Origin of the sequence: Prochlorococcus sp. MIT 1327, assembly GCF_047304785.1 — a bacterium.
In the GTDB taxonomy this organism is placed as follows: domain Bacteria; phylum Cyanobacteriota; class Cyanobacteriia; order PCC-6307; family Cyanobiaceae; genus Prochlorococcus; species Prochlorococcus marinus_D.
The window spans coordinates 2,150,048-2,168,032 of the sequence record NZ_CP138972.1 but is presented as its reverse complement, the minus strand read 5'-3'; the positions used below and the strand labels follow the sequence as shown (position 1 = coordinate 2,168,032).

At 52.0% G+C, this 17,985-nt stretch carries 18 protein-coding genes and 1 tRNA gene; 5 read left to right on the top strand and 14 right to left on the bottom strand.

The window, feature by feature from the left end; genetic code table 11:
- Window positions 1-24: 24 nt before the first annotated feature.
- On the top strand, window positions 25-201 hold the full coding sequence (locus SIB80_RS10870) for a hypothetical protein (protein ID WP_011825322.1): 177 nt from the start codon (window positions 25-27) through the stop codon (window positions 199-201).
- Window positions 202-224: 23 nt separating this feature from the next.
- Here SIB80_RS10870 and fabG read toward each other — a convergent pair whose 3' ends face one another.
- The 3 genes from fabG to SIB80_RS10855 are packed head-to-tail and all read right to left on the bottom strand — an operon-like array spanning window position 225 to window position 2,940.
- Entirely contained in the window at window positions 225-977 is a 753-nt protein-coding gene (fabG, locus tag SIB80_RS10865) for a 3-oxoacyl-[acyl-carrier-protein] reductase (RefSeq protein ID WP_063419754.1), read from the bottom strand.
- A gap of 47 nt (window positions 978-1,024) precedes the next feature.
- Entirely contained in the window at window positions 1,025-2,104 is a 1,080-nt protein-coding gene (locus SIB80_RS10860; RefSeq protein ID WP_063396208.1) for a potassium channel family protein, read from the bottom strand.
- Window positions 2,101-2,940: a glycosyltransferase family 9 protein gene (locus SIB80_RS10855; protein WP_063419755.1), complete on the bottom strand. Its 840-nt coding sequence runs from the start codon at window positions 2,938-2,940 to the stop codon at window positions 2,101-2,103. The genes SIB80_RS10860 and SIB80_RS10855 overlap by 4 nt, the downstream gene beginning before the upstream one ends.
- 73 nt (window positions 2,941-3,013) lie before the next feature.
- On the opposite strand from SIB80_RS10855, the gene ispD reads away from it, so the two are divergent.
- Window positions 3,014-3,697 carry a 2-C-methyl-D-erythritol 4-phosphate cytidylyltransferase gene (ispD, locus tag SIB80_RS10850; RefSeq protein ID WP_063419984.1) on the top strand — a complete coding sequence of 228 codons (684 nt, stop codon included), beginning with the start codon at window positions 3,014-3,016 and terminating at the stop codon, window positions 3,695-3,697.
- Window positions 3,698-4,726: 1,029 nt separating this feature from the next.
- Window positions 4,727-5,596, top strand: a complete 870-nt coding sequence (locus SIB80_RS10845; RefSeq protein ID WP_169190021.1) for a hypothetical protein — start codon at window positions 4,727-4,729, stop codon at window positions 5,594-5,596.
- Window positions 5,597-6,175: 579 nt separating this feature from the next.
- Here SIB80_RS10845 and SIB80_RS10840 read toward each other — a convergent pair.
- Both SIB80_RS10840 and SIB80_RS10835 read right to left on the bottom strand, forming a co-directional pair.
- Window positions 6,176-7,075 (bottom strand): S66 peptidase family protein, encoded by a 900-nt coding sequence (locus tag SIB80_RS10840; protein ID WP_063419758.1) that lies wholly within the window; start codon window positions 7,073-7,075, stop codon window positions 6,176-6,178.
- A 3-nt stretch (window positions 7,076-7,078) separates the two neighbouring features.
- Window positions 7,079-7,972 carry a 4-hydroxybenzoate polyprenyltransferase gene (locus SIB80_RS10835; protein ID WP_063419986.1) on the bottom strand — a complete coding sequence of 298 codons (894 nt, stop codon included), beginning with the start codon at window positions 7,970-7,972 and terminating at the stop codon, window positions 7,079-7,081.
- Window positions 7,973-8,025: 53 nt separating this feature from the next.
- On the opposite strand from SIB80_RS10835, the gene SIB80_RS10830 reads away from it, so the two are divergent.
- Window positions 8,026-9,726, top strand: coding sequence for a Ppx/GppA phosphatase family protein (locus tag SIB80_RS10830; RefSeq protein ID WP_169190022.1), 1,701 nt, complete (start codon window positions 8,026-8,028; stop codon window positions 9,724-9,726).
- Between the two features lie 192 nt (window positions 9,727-9,918).
- Here SIB80_RS10830 and SIB80_RS10825 read toward each other — a convergent pair whose 3' ends face one another.
- The 8 genes from SIB80_RS10825 to SIB80_RS10790 form a co-directional block, all read right to left on the bottom strand.
- Window positions 9,919-10,626, bottom strand: coding sequence for a helix-turn-helix domain-containing protein (locus tag SIB80_RS10825; protein WP_063419760.1), 708 nt, complete (start codon window positions 10,624-10,626; stop codon window positions 9,919-9,921).
- A 142-nt stretch (window positions 10,627-10,768) separates the two neighbouring features.
- Window positions 10,769-10,840 (bottom strand) — tRNA-Val (locus tag SIB80_RS10820).
- A 27-nt stretch (window positions 10,841-10,867) separates the two neighbouring features.
- The gene (gene cobM / locus SIB80_RS10815) at window positions 10,868-11,623 is read right to left on the bottom strand and encodes a precorrin-4 C(11)-methyltransferase (protein WP_063419761.1); all 756 of its coding nucleotides are present in this window, start codon (window positions 11,621-11,623) and stop codon (window positions 10,868-10,870) included.
- Entirely contained in the window at window positions 11,623-12,537 is a 915-nt protein-coding gene (gene lgt, locus SIB80_RS10810; protein WP_063419762.1) for a prolipoprotein diacylglyceryl transferase, read from the bottom strand. Before lgt ends, cobM begins: the two co-directional genes overlap by 1 nt.
- A gap of 20 nt (window positions 12,538-12,557) precedes the next feature.
- A complete protein-coding gene (gene petA / locus SIB80_RS10805; RefSeq protein ID WP_063419988.1) occupies window positions 12,558-13,490 on the bottom strand; it encodes a cytochrome f in 933 nt (310 codons plus the stop codon).
- 53 nt (window positions 13,491-13,543) lie between these two features.
- Window positions 13,544-14,080, bottom strand: a complete 537-nt coding sequence (gene petC, locus SIB80_RS10800) for a cytochrome b6-f complex iron-sulfur subunit (protein WP_011825335.1) — start codon at window positions 14,078-14,080, stop codon at window positions 13,544-13,546.
- A gap of 388 nt (window positions 14,081-14,468) precedes the next feature.
- Window positions 14,469-15,209 carry a twin-arginine translocase subunit TatC gene (tatC, locus tag SIB80_RS10795; RefSeq protein WP_071818080.1) on the bottom strand — a complete coding sequence of 247 codons (741 nt, stop codon included), beginning with the start codon at window positions 15,207-15,209 and terminating at the stop codon, window positions 14,469-14,471.
- A gap of 124 nt (window positions 15,210-15,333) precedes the next feature.
- Complete coding sequence (locus tag SIB80_RS10790; RefSeq protein ID WP_063419992.1) at window positions 15,334-17,052, bottom strand: NFACT RNA binding domain-containing protein; 1,719 nt, start codon at window positions 17,050-17,052, stop codon at window positions 15,334-15,336.
- A gap of 69 nt (window positions 17,053-17,121) precedes the next feature.
- Between SIB80_RS10790 and gmk the strand changes: the two genes are divergently transcribed.
- Entirely contained in the window at window positions 17,122-17,691 is a 570-nt protein-coding gene (gmk, locus tag SIB80_RS10785) for a guanylate kinase (protein ID WP_063419990.1), read from the top strand.
- Window positions 17,692-17,832: 141 nt separating this feature from the next.
- Here gmk and psaJ read toward each other — a convergent pair whose 3' ends face one another.
- A complete protein-coding gene (gene psaJ / locus SIB80_RS10780) occupies window positions 17,833-17,955 on the bottom strand; it encodes a photosystem I reaction center subunit IX (RefSeq protein ID WP_011130685.1) in 123 nt (40 codons plus the stop codon).
- Between the last annotated feature and the right edge of the window lie 30 nt (window positions 17,956-17,985).

The window sequence follows — 17,985 nt, the reverse complement described above, 5'->3', positions numbered from 1 at the left end:
GGATTGGCTGGGTATGGTCCAGCTATGAATGACACAGGGGCGCTGTTTTTCGTGATCATGGCCGGCCTGGCCGGAATCATGGCTTTGGTGTATGTGCCCTTGCGTCTCTTCCTGACAGCCACTGCCAGGAGCAGACGTTTAAGACTCCTTCAGCGCATCCGGCGCTTGCGAGATGAACTGGGACAGCCGCTGGAATCCTGAACGTCTGATCCAGCAGTAGCTTTTCAGCCCATCAGCATGCCGCCATCAACTTGTAGCACTTGTCCAGTGATGTAAGCCGCTGCAGGGTCGGCTGCCAAGAAGCGCACAGCTCCAGCGACTTGCTCTGGGGTGCCAAAGGATCCCAAGGGGATAGCAGCAAGAATCGGTTCTGAATCCAACTCTTTTGTCATGTCTGTTGTGATGAAACCTGGGGCTACTGCATTGACAGTGATTCCTCGGCTGGCAAATTCTTTGGCTGTACTTTTCGTGAGGCCCACCACTCCAGCTTTGGCTGCTGCGTAATTGGCTTGGCCTGCATTGCCCATCAGGCCCACCACGGAGGTGATATTGATAATTCTGCCGCTTTTTTGCTTAAGCATCGTGCGAGCAACAGCCCGCGTGCATAGAAACACTCCTGTGAGGTTGAGATTGACCACGGCTTGCCAGTCTTCTGTTTTCATTCGCATCAACAGGCCATCGCGAGTTATGCCTGCATTGTTGATCAAAATATCCAGGCTGCTGCTGCGTTCAAGCACGGTTTTGATCAGTTGGTCTACGGCGTCTTCTTCTGCCACATTGGCTTTGATGGCATAGGCAGAGCCACCGTTGCTGGTGATCGTTTGAACAACTTCTTCTGCTGCATCAGCTGAGCTTGAGTAGTTCACGACCACTTCTGCGCCTGCCTCTGCGAGGGCAAGGGCTACAGCACGACCGATCCCGCGACTGGCTCCTGTGACCAGGGCGGTTTGGCCAGTTAGGGGAGGAGGAGAGGTCATGGCGTGATTCGTTCTCGCAGGATCGTACGGACCCATTGCAGTTCTTCTCAACTAGCCATCCTTTCGATGGTGTCCAATGCTTCGCCGAGTAATTCACGTAAGCGGATGAGTTGAGCTTTGCTGCCTAGGACAACAAGTAATTGACCTGGGGCCAGTTCGACTTCGCTACTGGGGTTGGCCATCAGGGATGAGCCGTCTCGGATGGCCAGCACCATTGCGCCACTGCGTCGGCCCAGTTGAAGTTTTGCCAGGCTGCGCTGGCTCAGTTTGTTGAACTTGAGTGGGTCTTGGCTGAGTTGGAATTCTTCGATTTCATAATCCGATCCAGCCAATAGATCCATGAAGTCCACAGCTAGGGGGCGCAACGCTGTGGCAGCCATGGTGCGGCCTGCGGCCACATAGGGGCTCACCACCACGCTGGCACCTGCCAGTTTCAGCTTGACGGCAGCTTCTTCACTATCGGCCCGTGAGATCAGTCGGCAGTGGGGTCGCATGCTTTTGGCACTTAAGACCACATAGAGGTTTGCTGCATTGCTGGGTAAAGCAGCTACCAGGCTGCGGCAATGGTCTAAGCCAGCTTCAAGCAACGTTTCATCCAAGGTGGCATCAGCTTGTAAAACGTTTAGGCCTTGTTCTTCTGCTGCTTGTTTGTTGGCTGGATCTATTTCCACGACAAGCACTGGGACCTGCTCGAGTTGCAGTTTTGAGGCGATTTCTTGGCCGATGCGGCCGTAACCGCAGACGATGACGTGATCACGCATACGCCGCAAGACCCTGCGAAACCTCAGCTCCCGCAGCTGGCGGAAGTAGCCGGATTCTGTCAGCCGTAGTGCCCGTTGAATCGTGAGCTGAACCACGACCACCCCCCCGGCAATGATCAGCACAGTGACCAGTCGCCCAGCTTGCGAGAGCGGCTCCACCTCCCCATAACCGATGGTGCTGATGGTGATGAGCACCATCCAGAGACAATCTCCCCAGTCCCATCCTTCGGTGAGGCGATAGCCCAAGGCTCCTACCAAGATCACCACGGCCAGGGCCAGGATTGGCCCTAGCCAGGGTTTGGCGAGCACTCGCAACGGCAGGCTTGCAAGCGGACCTCGTCTGAATGGGTACCACCAACTTTTCATTGGAAGCCCAGTGCGTTGAGAACCTCCTGCTGGTTGATTGAGTTGATGTCTGCATGACTGGCACCCAGGCAACGGATTTCATCTCGTTTCGGTAAGGCGTCGGCTGGAGTGCCTAGGGCAACTAAGGGAACGCCTGTATAAACGGCAAGCAGTTGGGTGATTGGACAGCTGCTGAGTACGACATCAGCGCAGGCCACTTCGGCAGCGCGATGGATTAGGGGTGCTTTTAAAGGCAGCGTGATGCTTCTGAGATTGGGTAATTTGCCTTTGATTGCCTTTGGAAGGGTTAACCATTGCTGAGTTGGCCAGTCTCCATCGTTGCCATTTGGAGCCAGCAGTAGGAGGGGGCCCTCTCCAGTGGGGTGTTGATCGCGAACCTTCTGAAGGCTGTCGTCTGGCAGGAACAGCCGGAAGCTGTCGGCGTCAAGAGTGAGGCCAATCGCTTGGAGGTAGCAGTCCAATTGTTGTGCAGGCCAACCTTTGCTGGGCTCAACGAGGGCTGTGCATGCAAAGCCTTGTTCCGCAATCCTGATGGGGATGTGGCTCATTGAGAGCATCAAATTCACTTGTTGCCCTTGGGCGAAGTTGAAGCAAACTTGAAAATCTCCTTCTCTTACAGATCCGAGCAGATTGGTCCAGTCGGCGAGGGATGGGCTGGAATCAAAGGCGATTGGGATTACCTTTTCTATCGCTGGCAACAGACTCCACAAAGCTTGATGGGTGGGATCGCAGGCCAGCTGCAGTTTGCCTTGCAGCTGGTTGGCTGCGGCTGCTAGGGCTGGAAGCCTCTGAAGCTGTTGGATTAAAGGACCCGGACTGAGGGCGAGAACACGCATCGATCCAGAGGCAGAGGCGTTGCGAGCTGATTGTATGGAGGAGGTTTCAGCCTGCTTGCGGCAGGAGGCGCATATGCATCTGTTGATTGTCGCTGCAGGAAGCGGAAGCCGTATGGGAGCGGATCGCAACAAATTGCTTTTGCCTCTGGCAGGACGCCCTGTTCTTGCTTGGACGATTGATGCGGTGATGGAAGCCGATTCGATCACTTGGGTTGGCATTGTTGGCCAACCTGTGGACCGAGCAATGATCATGGAGTTGTTGGCTGAGGCAGCCAAACCCGTTGTTTGGATTGAGGGGGGCAGCACAAGGCAGGAATCTGTAGAGCGTGGATTACAGGCGTTGCCTTCAGTTGCGCAGCATGTTCTTATTCATGATGGGGCTAGATGTTTAGCTGAAGCGGCTTTGATCAATCGCTGCGCTGAGGCGGTGGTGGCTGGCTCAGCTGTGATTGCGGCAACTCCGGTTACCGACACGATCAAGCGCGTTGATGGTCAAGGGATCATTACGGGCACACCAGATCGTGCGGAACTTTGGGCAGCTCAGACTCCTCAGGGCTTTGCTGTGGAGCAGCTCAAGCAAGGTCATTCTGAGGCTCAGGCCAAGGGTTGGACAGTGACTGACGATGCCTCTCTTTATGAACGCCTGGGATGGCCGGTGCAGGTGTTGGAGGCCAGCCCTGCCAATATCAAAGTCACAACTCCGTTTGACCTTACGGTGGCCGAAGCAGTGCTTGCGCTTAGGGCAAAAGGCAGATAGGTCTCTAGAAAGTGAGCTATAAATTAGAAGTAGTGAAGCATGAGAAATTGCTCAAGGAACTCACCCCTATTTCTCTTCTTATAAGTGGAATATTATTTCCAGCAGGCGCTTTAAGTAATGATGTCTTGATGAGTTGCTCTACTTCAAGCAATGTCGCTCATCACTATTCCTCTCCTTACTCCTCGAGAAAGCCTGAACGGAGACTTATAATTAATGTGAAGCAGAGGCAGGTGACAGATGTTTCTAGTAATCGTCTGCTGCGAGTTCCGGCGCCTTACAAGGTGGTCAAAATTACTCCATCTTTAATCGAATTCAAGGATTCTAATGATTCAGAAGTCGCCTATCGGATAGATAGATATAATTTGAGTTATATTGAATCAAGGAAAGATTATGAGCATAAATGCAAGGATATTTGTCTCGATAGGAGTTATCAAGGCAGCCAAATGTCCAAGGATATACTGGATCTGTATTTAGATATAAAGGTTCAAAGTCCCCGTGCATATTGCAAGTCCTGTTCAGTAAGGGGCCAGTTGCTAACTGGGAGATGCAAAATCCTTCGAGAGGGGCAGAGCTTAATTGCTGCCCCTCAGATTTGAGTTCCATAGAAGTAGTCTATATTTTGAAGTAGTCGCTCGAGCCAGAGTTGCCTGCAGGCCTGGATCGGTGTTGAATTTGGCTAGTTTCTTTCATGGTAAACACAAAAAGCCCCCAGGCTTTTGCATAGCTTGATTGTCTTGTCCTCATTGGGTTTAGTTCAAATCTTTTTGTGCGACTTCAATGTCCTGTTTTGTGAATTAGTAGCTTTGGGAATGTAATCTTTATGTGTTGCTCCTGTCAGGTAATTTAGTGACCAGATCTAATCTTAAGTGGTTTTTGCTTAGCGGTTTAATGGATGAGGTGCCTCATTTATCTATTCCTGCCTAATTCGTAGTCGCTGGGCCCCTTGTGTGATTAAATGGTTCTAAGCGATGGCCAGGTTTCTTTTAGGAAAAAGCTTACCAAAAGTTTCAGCTTTACGTATTTGAAAACTTGCGCACTGATTGTATTGCAAATGCCACTATAAATAAATATGTTGGATGGTGTCAATCTTTCACTTGGGCGAATAAGCTAAATTCATTGAGCGAAAAGATGACGCTTGTTTTTGATGAACTTATAGGTGAAATGAGCAGCCTTCCAGTTGGAGGTTGTAATTGCCTTTTCTGTAGGTCAGAGAGATTGCCTGTTGCTGAGCTTCCTGACTCAGCCACAGGGAAGCTTTCTGCTGATGCTCTTCTTGCTGAGATCCCTGGCAGCTCAGGTTCTCACATCTATGATCACACTCGTGATGCTGTATTGAATGATGGAGATGAAATCCTTAATTACTATATTGATAAATCATTTGGATGGGATTATTTGCAAGAAGCAAATGACTCGCTGGATACTTGGTATCACAGTAGTGGTCATTCGATAGCAGAAGTGGCTTTTATTGAGGATATATTTAACAAGCTTGATCCTTTGATCGATTTAGACTTTCAGCGGCAATATACATACTATGGCGCTGAGATTGATATCTATTCAGTTAATTATGTTGGTGATTGGGGATATAATTCGACAGTAGGACAAGCTAAGCCTAAGGGCGGAAGGTACGGAGGTGGTTTCGCATGGTTTGATGTCTTATGGAAGGACACTGACAGCTCGCCTGCATTAAATGACTTTGACAGAAATACAATTGTTCATGAGATAGGTCATGCGCTTGGCTTGTCACATCCTCATCAAGATCCCTTCAATGGCAGCTGGAATACTGATGACACAGTGATGTCATATAACATGAGTCCTGATGGCTGGGATTACTGGTTCTCCAGTACTGATATTGCTGCTCTTCAAGCTATTTGGGGAGTTGAGAATGATGTTCTTGTGTAGTTTAATAAGCTCAGCAATGCGCAACTAGCAATCTATCTATCTATGATGAGGGTGTTGGTTATTCCCAGCCACTCCTATGTTTAATGTAATACCAAGGCCTCCTTTGCTTGGCAGCCTTTATGCTGTCTATCTTTGTTTAGTGTCTAAGGGTTCGGATCAGAGTTTTCCTCTGAAGAACTCTTGAATAGTGTTGATTCCATTTTGTCTTAGCAGGTCAGCGAAAGTGTTTTAATGGCGGCCATGCGAAAGGTCTCTAGATCTATAATAATTTTATTTATTGCCTGGCTGTAATAAGGACTGGGTTGGGAATTATTGTTGGTTTTTGTTTGGCTAATGGGTGGAAATAATTCCGTCAGTTTTAAATAATCTCGATAAATTGCTGATGGATGATGCTTCTATGAGAGCCAGCCATGTTATGTAAGAGAGGTGCTGAGCGTATGATATTTTTTAAAGATAATCCACTTTTTGTCAGGGCAATTGCTTATTCATTCTCTTTTTAGATATTCTGAACATTTAGCGTACTTTGATCTGTTGTTGCTGACAAGTCCCCTGCTTTATTGATCATTGAAATACTTAGGATCAGCGCAGAAGCATTAGTCGACCATGGTTGCCATCTAGCTGGGTTTGTCGTCCAAGTGGTAAGGCAGCATTGCCGCAGCAATGACCAACTGGGAGTTTGCCGACGACAGGAATTCCAAGGTCAACACTGCGTTCTTTGAGGACTTCCTCAAGCTGGAAGGTTTGATGCCCAGGCATCTGTTCAGGTGCTTCACATCCCTCAAAGCTGCCGAATCCGAGGCCGGCCAGTCTTTGTAGTAGGCCTGCGAGGCGCCAGTGGGTCAGCATGCGGTCGATGCGATAGGGCGCTTCATCAACATCTTCCAGAATCAAGATTGCACCGTTGAGATCGGGTACGTGGCTACTGCCTAGCAAATGGGAGGCCACAGTGAGATTGGCTACCACCAATGGCCCGCTAGCTACTCCACCCATCCAGGGCTGCCCTTCAAGGTCTGGGATGTGTTTGCCGAAGAGAAGATCATGCAGTCGGGCTTGGCTCCAGGCGGGTTCCTTGGCAAGTGTGGTGAGTAAGGGGCCATGCACGCAGCCGTCGAACCCGGCCGCCAAGCGTGCCCAGAGCAGGGTGGTGACATCTGAAAACCCCATTAGCCAGCCTCGTTGCCAGGTTTGCTTGTGTTCCAGTAAACGTGCAGCTCCCCAGCCGCCGCGAGCACAAGCAAGCAGAGCAGCAGGGGACTCAGGATTTAGCTCGCGCTGGCGGCTGGCATCATCACCCGCCAGGTACCCCCAGCGGCGTTCACTCACTTGCTGAGGCCGGCAGACTAATCCCCATTCTTGAAGGACTTTGAGGCCTTCGAGCAGTGATTGTTCATCCTCCAGCGCTGAACTCGCAGCCACTGTGATCACCTCGTCGCCACGTTGAAGCGCTGGTGTGAGCAGGTCAGATCGGAGCTGCACCATGCTTCAGCTGATGCGCCCCAGGATCAATCCGAGCAGCAACATCGCGCCTAGCAGAACTTGATGCTGAAAGTGCTTCCCGTAGGTCGTCATTGGTTGACTGGAACCTCGCAGGGTCCACGTTTCTTTTTGCATGCCGATGCTGGCGATGAGCCAGAAGGGCCAAAAGGCCCAGCCCACTCCTGCGCTCATTGCTGCACTAGCCAGAAAGGTGCAGGCCAGTGCATAACTAAACGCGACGGTTTTAAGTGAATGGCTCCCCAAGCTCAAAGCACTGCTTTTTAAGGCCAGCTTGGCGTCGTCACGAAGATCCGCCATGGCGTAAACCGTGTCAAAGCCGAACGTCCACATCAGAGTGGCCAACCAGCAGCCCAGCAGTGGCCAGCCTCCGTTGAGATTGGCCTGGCTTGCTGCCCAGGGGATCAGTACGGCAAACCCCCAGCAGAGGGCAAGCACCGCTTGTGGATAGGCAAACCAGCGCTTGGCCGAGGGGTAGAGCAGGATCGGTGGCAAGGCCAGGATGGCTAGAGCAAGGCATAGGCCCCGGCTTTGCGTTGGCAGGGAGACCACGATCAAAAGACTGAGCAGCAACAACACAATCAATAAGCCCACAGCAGTGGAAATTCGAAGGCTGCCCGTTGCTAGTGGCCGTTTCCTGGTGCGCTCCACCTGGCGATCAATGCGTCTATCCCAGAGATCGTTGGCAATGCAACCGGCGCCGCTCACCATCAGTCCTCCAACGACGATCAGACTTACAAGCTCTGCTAAAGGAGGTGCATCCGGAGTGAGCCAAAGGCTCCAACCTGCTGGTACGAGAAGGATGAGCCGACCACTGGGTTTGTGCCATCGCAACAGCTCTAGCCATTGTCTTAAGCCATTAGAGACGGATCTGCTGGTCACGGGTTTCTGGGTTTGAAGAACCCTAGGGAGGGACCTCCAGGCATCGTTGGCTGATGGCAAAGTGGTCTCGTTCCAGGCTCCTGTACTTCATGCCAGGTGTCGAGCCATTGCCTTTCGGTGTGGTTGATGTCGAGCAGGAGGAGGCCAGGTACGCCAGTGCTGGTCAGCTCCGTTCTGAGCGAGAGCTCCGCAACGTTGCCGCGATTGATATTGGAACCAATTCCACCCATCTCTTGGTGGCGTCGGTTGATCCTTCCCTGCACACCTTCAGCGTTGATCTTGCAGAGAAATCAACCACAAGACTGGGTGAGCGAGACCCTGACTCTGGAGAGCTCACGGGGCCTGCTATGGAGCGGGTATTTGAAACACTCAAACGTTTTAAGGAGCTAGCCGCCAGCCATCAGGTGGAGCAGGTGGTTGCGTCGGCGACTAGCGCAGTACGTGAAGCCTCAAATGGGCGGGATTTTTTGCAACGGATTCAGGATCAACTCGGCCTTGAGGTGGATCTGTTGAGCGGTGCTGAGGAAGCACGACTGATCTATTTGGGTGTTTTGTCTGGCATGCCTTTTGGGGAGTGTCCCCATCTTTTGCTCGATATCGGTGGCGGTTCCACAGAACTAATCCTCGCGGATGGTCGCGATGCTCGGGCTCTGACAAGCACGCGGGTTGGTGCGGTTCGGCTACAGAGGGATTTTGTCAAGCATGAACCAATCCCCCCTCAACGGCGTTCCTTTTTGCAGACATTTATTCAGGGTTCTTTAGAGCCAGCTGTTGATAAGGTCTGCCGTCGCATCAAGCCTGGGGAGAGCCCTGTGATGGTTGCCACCAGTGGAACCTCCATGGCCATCGGTGCTTTGTTGGTTAGTGAAGACGATCGCCCTCCGTTGAGATTGCATGGCTATCGAATCACACGGCACCGGCTTGATGGCCTGGTTGAGAAGCTGATAGCGATGACGCCTGAGCAGCGTCGCATCCAGACGCCGATTAATGATCGCCGTGCCGAAATCATCGTTCCGGGTGCGCTGATTCTTCAAACCGCCATGCAGATGCTCGCTGCTGATGAGCTGGTGCTGAGTGAAAGGGCTCTGAGGGAGGGTTTGATCGTTGACTGGATGCTGCGACATGGCCTACTGGAGGATCGCTTTAGTTTTCAGAGCAGTATTCGTCAGCGCACCGTGATTCATCAGGTGCAGCGTTTTGCAGTGAATCACCGCCGTGCAGAGCGTGTAGCCAGCCATGCACTCAGCCTTTACGACCACACACATGGTGTTCTTCATCACGATGATGGAGGTGGTCGGGATCTGCTTTGGGCATCGGCAATGTTGCATGCCTGTGGTCAGCACATCAATCTCAGTGCTTATCACAAGCATTCCTGGTATCTCATTCGTCATGGCGAGTTGCTCGGCTATTCGGAAGCGGAGCATTTGATGGTTGCGGCTATTGCGCGCTATCACCGCCGCAGTCTTCCCAAGAAGCGTCATCTGGAATGGCAGGCTTTAGCCACCCGGGAGCATCGTCGCCTCGTTGCCGAGATGGCTTTGTTGCTGCGATTAGCGGCAGCCATTGATCGCCGTCCTGAGCCAGTGGTGGCTGCAATAAGAGTGGAGTCCGCTGATGATGATCAGGTTGTCTTTGAACTAGTGCCGGAAGGATTGAATCAGAACCTCAGCCTTGAACAATGGAGCTTGAAGAGCTGTGCTTCGGTTGTGAAAGAAGCAAGCGGTGTAACCATGAAAGTTGTCGTTAAGGAGTGAACTTAGTTCAGTATTAGGTTGTTGTTGGTTAATTGATGCCAGCGGATCTTTCTAATTGCACCAAGAGCAGTAGGCGGTTTTCGATTATGAGTTATATGAATCAGATCAGGATGCCCTGCAAAGATTTCTAGGGCTTCCTCTAGTGGATAGCTGAGAGGCTCGCTAAGGGTGCCTTCAAAAACAATCTCAGCTTCACTGTTGGGGGTTGGAGTTGGTGCCTGGCTGTGTTTTTGGCTGTTCAGTTGAAGCTGGTTGATTATTATTTGTTTTTTTTAGCCCTGCTGGAGATGTTGATGGCAAATTTTGCTTAGGTGTTGCAACTGCAGGCTGAGAGATTAGCTCGGTGTCCCTAGGCTCATCTTTTACATCCTTTGAACGAGTCGAAGACCTAAAGATTATGCCGTCGGCAGTGTTGTTGATTGAAATGATTGTGTTGTTGATGCTTGTTTGGATGCGGGTAAAGGTGTTGGGGTTGCTGTAATAGGTGATGGCTAGTCCTGCTGCAGTCAATCCAATTAATCCTCCCAAAAAGGCCAATGCAGGTATCACTTTTAGGTTTGGACTAGACGCTTTGCTCTTTGATTGGCGTAGGGCTTCGGATCTTGAGGGAATGATGACCTGAATTTGCTGCACAAGGGCAGTCGCATCGAGGTTGAGTCGCTCGGCGACCCGGCGCACCATGGCTCTAATAAAAACCGGCTCAGGTAGTAGGTCTTTGTTTCCATTCTCCAGGGCTATTAGTTGCTCTTTGCCTATTCGAAGACTTCCCGCAATTTCTGCTATTGAGAACCCCCGTTTTTCGCGGGCTTCTCTAAGCAACGCGCCAACTTGAATCAATGGTGTGGAGAGTTGCTCTGAGTGGGATTGGTCACTCAAGAAGTCCTGAGGGTGCTCCGGCATTAAGGAAGAGGAGTGTTGACCTGCATGCATTTGACCTTAGTTGGAAGCACTGAGCTTGTCAGGCATCATTTGTTCCCATGTATATGGGATCACTTGGTTTTGATGATGAGCAGATCAAGCAAATGCTTGGCATAAAAACTTATGGGCGATGCGGGATTCGAACCCACGACCCCTTCCGTGTGAAGGAAGTGCGCTACCACTGTGCTAATCGCCCGCACTACTGGATTTTAAAACACTCTCTTTAGCCCTTTTGGCGAAAGAGATGTTTGTGGCTTGGAGAATACAGCTTCGAACGTTGGCGTCCTGCAGCTAGGGCCGGACTAACGACATAAAGGGTGGTGCGAATCAGCTCGTGTTCACGGGAGGTCGAAGCCATTTGCTTCAAAGGCACCACGCTTAACCATTGATCGGGCCAGCTCACCCTGTAGCCGATAGCTACTGGAGTTTCAGCTGAATAGTGCTGCAGCAGTGTGGCTTGTACTTCCTCCACATGGCGTGCACTGAGGTAGAGGCATAGAGAGGCTCCAAGTGATGCCAGATGTTGGAGGTTTTCGCGCTCGGGAACACCGGTGCGTCCTCCTGCTCTGCTGAGAACTATGGTTTGGACAAGGCCAGGGATGGTGAGTTCAGCTTTTAGGGCTGCGGCTGTCGCTTGGTAAGCACTCAGACCCGGCACAACCTCTACTTCAATGCCTGCGTCAGCAAGGCCACAGATCTGTTCCGACAGGGCCCCATAAAGGCAGGGGTCTCCGTCGTGAAGACGGACCACCCGCTTGCCTGCTTGTGCCCTGTTCACCAGAAGCGGAAGAACTTCCTCGAGGGTCATTGAGCTGGTGCGGATTCGTTCACAGGATTCAGGTGCCAATGCTGCAATATCTGGTGAAACCAGTGAATCGGTCCATACAAGGACCTCCGCCTGCTTGAGATGTTCTGCGGCACGCAGGGTTAGCAGATCAGTCGCGCCTGGACCTGCACCAACGATGGAGATTCTGCTCATCAAGCGAATGACCTAGGCCTACCAGGGTCCGGTAGCTTTCGTTTGCGACCATAGAGCCACCAGAGGCCAAAACCTCCAACTGCCATCATCGCCAAACTCATCAGCTGGGCAATACGCAGGCCCCCTTCACAGGAAGGTGGTAAGGCGCCTAGGCAGAGGGGATCAGTTCGAAGTGCTTCGATCCAGACTCTGCCTAGGCTGTAAGTGATCAGGTAGATGCAGCTCAACGCTCCGGCGGGAAGCTTCAGTAGTCCTTTGCTGCTGCGTTGAAAAAGAACAATTAGCAGCGTGAAGACTAGAAGATTCCAAATTGATTCGTAGAGGAATGTCGGATGGAAAAACTCGTTATTGGCATAATTAAGTGGACGATTCACGAATGGGATGAACAATTTCCAAGCAAGGTCGCCCTTGATTGGAACACCGAAGGCTTCGTTATTGAAAAAATTTCCCCAGCGTCCGATTGCCTGGCCAAGGGCAATGGATGGGACAAGCACATCAAGAACATCCCAGAAGGCTTGGCGACGCAAACGGCAGAAGATCAATACTGCAAGGGTGCCAGCAAGCAGGGCCCCATGAATAGCGATTCCTCCACCCCAAATTTCCACGGCACTTGGGATTGGGATGGCGAGTCCAAAGATATTGATCGAGCTCCAAAAATTGTTTCCGCTGTAGTTCCTCCACTCAAATGCGACGTAGTAGATGCGTGCTCCAACAACGGAAGTTAATACGAGAATGGGCAGCAGATCACTGATCAAGCCCTGCTCAAGGCCTCGTTTACGGGCCAGGCTGCTGGACAGATTGAGGCCGATCAGTACGGCGATGGCAATCAGCAATCCATACCATCGCAAGGCAAAGGGCCCGAGCTGAAAGAGCTCGGGCCCTGGAGAGGTAAAGGTCGCGATGAATGCGTCCATTGAGTTGAGATGAATGGGGATCAGATCCCCTCAGCTGCCTGAACTTTTTCGACTTGCTTCTTCTTCAATACAAGTAAGATCTGAGCGAGAGAAACTGCTACAAAGAATGCCAAGAGTCCATAGATTCGAACTGGATTCTGGAGCACAACCTCGGTATCGAGTTGTCCGAAGCCACCACTATTGGGGTCGCTAGTTAAGGGGGCGCCAGCCTCTACTTTGTCATCTACTTTTACCAACAGGCTTGGACCAGCTGGAATGGTTTCACTGATAACTTTTCCGCTGTCAGTTTTGAGCTTGATGTCGCTTTCCCCATTTTTACCAGACTTAATAGATGTAATTGTGCCAGCTTCAGTTGCTGTGAAAGCGTTGTTATTGGTTTTTTCACCAGTAGGCAATATTTGGCCTCGTCCACGGTTGCCTCCAACGTGGATGGAATATTTGCCGAATTGAATACTGCTGTCAGTCGCAGGATCAGGTGAAAGTATTGGGAAAACAATTTCTTTGTTGTTGTCACCAGGAAGCGGGCCAACAAGGAGGATGTTCTCCTTTTCTTCGCTGTATTGAGTGAAGAAGACTCCTTTGGTTTCTTCTTTTATCTCTTCGCTCCAGCGATCCTGTGGGGCCAGCTTGAATCCATCAGGAAGCATGACAACGGCACCCACTTGGAGGGGCACATCACTGCCATCGGAGCTGATCTCTGTTGTGTCTTTCTTGTAGGGGATTTTCACCACTGCTTTGAAGACGCTGTCGGGTAGTACTGATTGAGGTACTTCTGCCTGAGTGGTTTTTTGGGCCAGATGACAGTTCGCACAGACGATCTTGCCAGTAGCTTCTCGGGGGTTGTCGTAGTTCTGTTGAGCCCAGAAGGGATAGGCCCAGCTGGCAGCTGGAGCAACAAGAATCGACAAACTAAGAACCAGTGAGCCGAGAAGGATGGGGATGAGGCGACGCATGATGCGAGGGGATAGGAGAGCTGGAACGACGATGGTGCGTTTGGTTGTCAGATTCAGGTCCACCAGGGCTTCTCGCCCGTGCGGAAGTCTGTCTCGGTCCATTGGCTTACAAAGACGTTGTCGTTCTCGACAGCGATGTTGGCCAATGCGAGAGAGAGGGGTGCCGGCCCCCTTACGACCTTTCCGGTGGAGTTGTATTGGCTGCCGTGACACGGGCAGACGAATTTATTAACCCCGCTGTTCCAAGGCACCACGCAGCCGAGGTGGGTGCAGATCGCGTTGATTCCGTAACTGCCAATGGCATCATCACCTTCAACAATCAGGTAGGTGGGATCACCTTTCAGCCCTTGGACAAGGCTGCGGTCACCATCTGAATGGTTCGCAAGCCAGCCGCTTGCTGTGACCGAATTGCCAAGTTCATCCTTGGCGCTCGTGCCACCTCCGCTCCCGGAGGCACGAGGTGGAATGAAGTACTTCACCACTGGATAGAGGGATCCAAGCGCAACGCCAGTCACTGACCCGAAAGTGAGCAGGTTCATGAACTGCCGACGACCCATCCCGGGCACATCACTCGAGGTCATTTGTGTCATGACGGATGTTCGATCTGCGCAGAATGGAGACCATTATGGACTGTGAAGGGCCCGTCACGCTTTGCAAAGACTGGGCTTTTCAATGCAATCGTCGCATCATTCTGTGCTTTGGCTAATCCTTGACGATGCTCTGTTGCCTCTAGAGCTAGGAGAGGAAATTGCTTGCTTAAGGAATTGTCGGCAAAATTTCTAAGCCATGCACTTGTTGGTGTGCCGCCAGAGTCTGTGCTTGCAGGAGATCTGGGCGTATTTGAGCAGCAATCTTTATGTTCTGGATCAACAGGCTTATCGCAATCATCTCGGCGATGCGCTTTAGGCGGTCATTCGACTGGGCTTGGCAGAGGTCGTCTGGGAATTGCTGGCGCGCACAACAGAAAGATCAAGCTTCTCAATTTGTGGCTGTAGGAGGCTGGTCGCTTTCGCTTGCAGGCATGTCTGGCCTGAATTGATCAGTTAGCGCCACTAGGCCTACTCCAATCAGGAAAAGGGCTGTAATGGCTCCAGCCAGCAGCAGCATGGTGATTGGATCAGTGGATGGGGTCAATACAGCTCCAGCCAAGGCGGCACCAAGCACGACCCATCGCCAGGCACTCAACATGGGTTGCCAGTGCAATAACCCCAGAATTCCTAATATCAACTGGAGCACAGGTAGCTGAAAGGCCAGGCCGGTAGCCAGCATCAGCAGAAGCACAAAATCGAGATACCGCTCAATTGACCACAGTGGCTCGACTACATCGGCGCCATAACTCACCAGAAACTTCAGAGCTGCTGGTGCTAGGGCCCACCAGGCGAAGGCAAGGCCGGCTAGAAACAAGATCGCTGATCCAGCTACTGCTGGCGCGATCAGACGTCGTTCCCGTTGAGTGAGGCCAGGCAATACAAATCCAAGCCCTTGGTAGAGCACATAGGGCAGTGCAAGTGTTAAGCCTGCGTAGCCTGCCACCTTGATTGAGACGAATAGAAACTCTCCTGGGGCCAGCTGAAGAAAGTGAATGGATCCAGCCGGAGCTTCCAACAGCCGTACGAGCGGCTTCACCATGAGCAGGCAGGCACCAGCCGCTAAAACAACAGCAAGCAGACTGCGCAGTACCCGCTGCCGTAATTCCTCCAGGTGATCAACCAGAGGCATTTCCACGTCGTGGGGTAGTTCGGTGTGCTTGATTCCCTGCTCGACGTGAATCGGGGTAGGGGGCGGAAGAACCGAACCTGTGGGCTGATCGGGACTGGTCAGAACAGGCGTCGCTTGGTTTTCATCAGACTAAGAGTTCTGAGGCAGAGAGGTGTTGAAGCCCTCTGTCTGGTTCAGCCCAGCAAAGGTTTCCGTCCCGGTATCGCACGGTCCCTGGGCCTGCTCCTGGGATTCGCTGCAGGTTGCTTGTCGGCACCATCACCACGGGTACGCGTTGATTGCCTCTAGCACGACTGAAGTGAGCGGCCAGGTCTGCAGCTAGTTGCAGGTCGGCCTCCTCAGCATGGCCATTGGAGGCCTTGAGAACGACATGGCTGCCTGGACATTCCTGGGCATGAAACCAAAGATCACCAGGGCGAGCTTGGCGAAGGCTGATCCAATCGTTTTGGCGGTGGTTGCGACCAACCTGAACGATGAGTCCACCAGGAGTGGTCAGTTCGAGGGGGCTTGGGGGTTGTTGATTGCGACGGCCCCGCTTCTGGCGATTGCGGGATTGAGAGATCAGCAACTCGTCCAGCTCCTGCCGCAACTCCTGCAGCCTTATCGACCGTTCTCGCCGTCCTTCCCAGCTGGTTCCAAGCAGATCTTCCAGAAACATTTCACTGCCTTGGATCAGCTGCAGCCTTTGCTGGTGATGTTCAATCCGTGTTTTCAGCACGGGCACTGAGCGGCGGAATTTTTGAGCTTTGCGGTAGAGCTTTTGGGTTTGGTTGATCAGATCCTTGCTCGGCAAAGGCAGGCAAAGCATGGCGTCGGCTTGTTGTTGAAGAGAATTGCTTTGACTGGTTTCGTTGAGTCGACCCTGTTGTTCGCCAAGGGCCTGCTCCTCTCGTTGTCGCCACTGACAAAGTCTTTTCTGGAGGTCTTCGGCTAGTTGATTGAGAGATTGGGTCTCAAGATGCCTTCGGTAATAACTCCCGAGAGTGAGGCTGAGCCCATCGGTGAAGGAGGAGGAGGTTGAGGTGTCACAGTCCCAGACGCGGTAGCTGCTTGGACCGTCAAACCTCATCGTGAAGCGCTCTTTCTCAAGGCAGTCCAGCCATCGACTCCAGCGGTGGTAAAGGTGTTGCCATTGCTCGTCGGTGATCTCAAGTACTGAAAGCTCCAGCAGGGCATGTGCTTTTTTTGCATCGTCGTCAACCAGCTGCAAAGCGAGTGCAGGACTGATGCCTTGGTAACACTGCTGCAGAGCGCTACGTAGCTTGGTTGGCACAAGGCAGAGAATGTCTTTCCAGCGTTTTAGGGATTCCTTTGAGCTTGGTTCTCTGCCTTGCATCGGTGGTGGAGCTACATAGATGTCTGCAGTTCCGATTGGTCTCACTCTTGATTGATGCTTGCGTACCTGGCGTCCAAGGGTGATTACCTGGCGTTGACGATCAAGCAGAAGCAGGTTGCTGTGGCGTCCCATCAGTTCCAGCACAAGAGTGCGCTCGATAGGTTCGCCGGGGCGGTGGGCGAGGCCGCACTCCACCACGCGATCAAATCCTTTCTGTTTCAGTTCAATGAGGGCCATCTGTCGAAGGCCATGTTGAATCTGCTGGGCCAAAGTGCTGCCGCTGCCTAGGCGGGGAGGAGGGGTGATCTTGACCAATCGGGGACAATCAGCACGCCAACTGAGTTCCAGCCACACAAGACCTTTGAGTGTGCGCAGCCCCAGTTGGAGGGTATGAGGTTCTGGTTGTTGGACCTTTTCGAAGCGGCTTGGCAGCACCTCCTTGCGGAGCTCGCTCAATACAGCGCGCAAGCTTGAGAGGTCCATGACCTGGAGGGCAGCAGGGGCCATCGATTCAGTCGGGACCTGGATTGCACGCAGCCTTCCTACTCTGCGATCCGATTCAATGCAATGCAATCAATGGCTTCATCCGCCGCTGAAGGAAAGCTCACGGTGATTACTGGGCCCAGTGGCGTTGGCAAGGGTTCGTTGGTGAAGCAACTCCTAGAGCTCCATCCAGAGATCTGGCTGTCTATTTCGGCGACAACGCGTGAAGCCAGGCAAGGCGAGATTGAGGGTGATCATTACTTCTTCTTGAACCGTGATCGCTTTGCAGAACTGGTTCAAGCTGGCGGTTGTCTTGAATGGGCTGAATTTGCAGGCAATCGCTATGGCACCCCACGCCAACCTGTTGAGCAGCAGCTTTCATTAGGTCGTCCGGTTTTGCTTGAGATTGAACTGGAAGGGGCCCGACAGGTGCGGCGCAGTTTCCCTGAAGCTTTTCAGATTTTTTTGGCACCGCCCAGTTTTGAGGAGCTTGAACGACGCATTCGCGGACGCGCTACTGATCCCGAAGAGGCAATTCAGCGACGTTTAGCTAGGGCGCGGGAGGAATTGATGGCTCAGCAGGAGTTTGATGCAGTGCTGATTAATGACAACCTTCAGGTTGCTGTGATTGAGCTGGAGTCTTTGATGGGTCTGAGCTGTTGATGCGAAGACTTTTTCCTGACCTTAAAGCGTTATTTGACAACATAGGCCAATAAAAAAAGCCCCTTTAGAGGGCTTTTTGAAGGGGTTTAGCCAAGAAGCTAATTTGTTTCTTGGCTGTAGTTGTTGATGCTCTTCAGCTCTTCAAAGACCCATTGGGTGGAAGAGAAGATCTGGGTAGAAGCGGTTGAATTCAACAATGATTCCCGCTGTGAGCCATACCCAGAGAACGGCAGCCATTGGCCAGCTTTCGAAGAATTTTCTCATCTTGATAAAGGGGAAATGGAGTGGTTGTTA

What these genes read in the sequence shown, in the direction of transcription:
- SIB80_RS10860 (WP_063396208.1), bottom strand. Translation starts at nt 2,104, where the DNA reads ATGAAAAGTTGGTGGTACCCATTCAGACGAGGTCCGCTTGCAAGCCTG.
- cobM (WP_063419761.1), bottom strand. Translation starts at nt 11,623, where the DNA reads ATGAGCAGAATCTCCATCGTTGGTGCAGGTCCAGGCGCGACTGATCTG.
- SIB80_RS10840 (WP_063419758.1), bottom strand. Translation starts at nt 7,075, where the DNA reads ATGGTGCAGCTCCGATCTGACCTGCTCACACCAGCGCTTCAACGTGGC.
- psaJ (WP_011130685.1), bottom strand. Translation starts at nt 17,955, where the DNA reads ATGAGAAAATTCTTCGAAAGCTGGCCAATGGCTGCCGTTCTCTGGGTA.
- fabG (WP_063419754.1), bottom strand. Translation starts at nt 977, where the DNA reads ATGACCTCTCCTCCTCCCCTAACTGGCCAAACCGCCCTGGTCACAGGA.
- tatC (WP_071818080.1), bottom strand. Translation starts at nt 15,209, where the DNA reads ATGCCTCTGGTTGATCACCTGGAGGAATTACGGCAGCGGGTACTGCGC.
- SIB80_RS10830 (WP_169190022.1), top strand. Translation starts at nt 8,026, where the DNA reads ATGGCAAAGTGGTCTCGTTCCAGGCTCCTGTACTTCATGCCAGGTGTC.
- ispD (WP_063419984.1), top strand. Translation starts at nt 3,014, where the DNA reads ATGCATCTGTTGATTGTCGCTGCAGGAAGCGGAAGCCGTATGGGAGCG.
- SIB80_RS10870 (WP_011825322.1), top strand. Translation starts at nt 25, where the DNA reads ATGAATGACACAGGGGCGCTGTTTTTCGTGATCATGGCCGGCCTGGCC.
- petA (WP_063419988.1), bottom strand. Translation starts at nt 13,490, where the DNA reads ATGCGTCGCCTCATCCCCATCCTTCTCGGCTCACTGGTTCTTAGTTTG.
- lgt (WP_063419762.1), bottom strand. Translation starts at nt 12,537, where the DNA reads ATGGACGCATTCATCGCGACCTTTACCTCTCCAGGGCCCGAGCTCTTT.
- SIB80_RS10825 (WP_063419760.1), bottom strand. Translation starts at nt 10,626, where the DNA reads ATGCCGGAGCACCCTCAGGACTTCTTGAGTGACCAATCCCACTCAGAG.
- gmk (WP_063419990.1), top strand. Translation starts at nt 17,122, where the DNA reads ATGGCTTCATCCGCCGCTGAAGGAAAGCTCACGGTGATTACTGGGCCC.
- SIB80_RS10790 (WP_063419992.1), bottom strand. Translation starts at nt 17,052, where the DNA reads ATGGCCCCTGCTGCCCTCCAGGTCATGGACCTCTCAAGCTTGCGCGCT.
- petC (WP_011825335.1), bottom strand. Translation starts at nt 14,080, where the DNA reads ATGACACAAATGACCTCGAGTGATGTGCCCGGGATGGGTCGTCGGCAG.
- SIB80_RS10855 (WP_063419755.1), bottom strand. Translation starts at nt 2,940, where the DNA reads ATGCGTGTTCTCGCCCTCAGTCCGGGTCCTTTAATCCAACAGCTTCAG.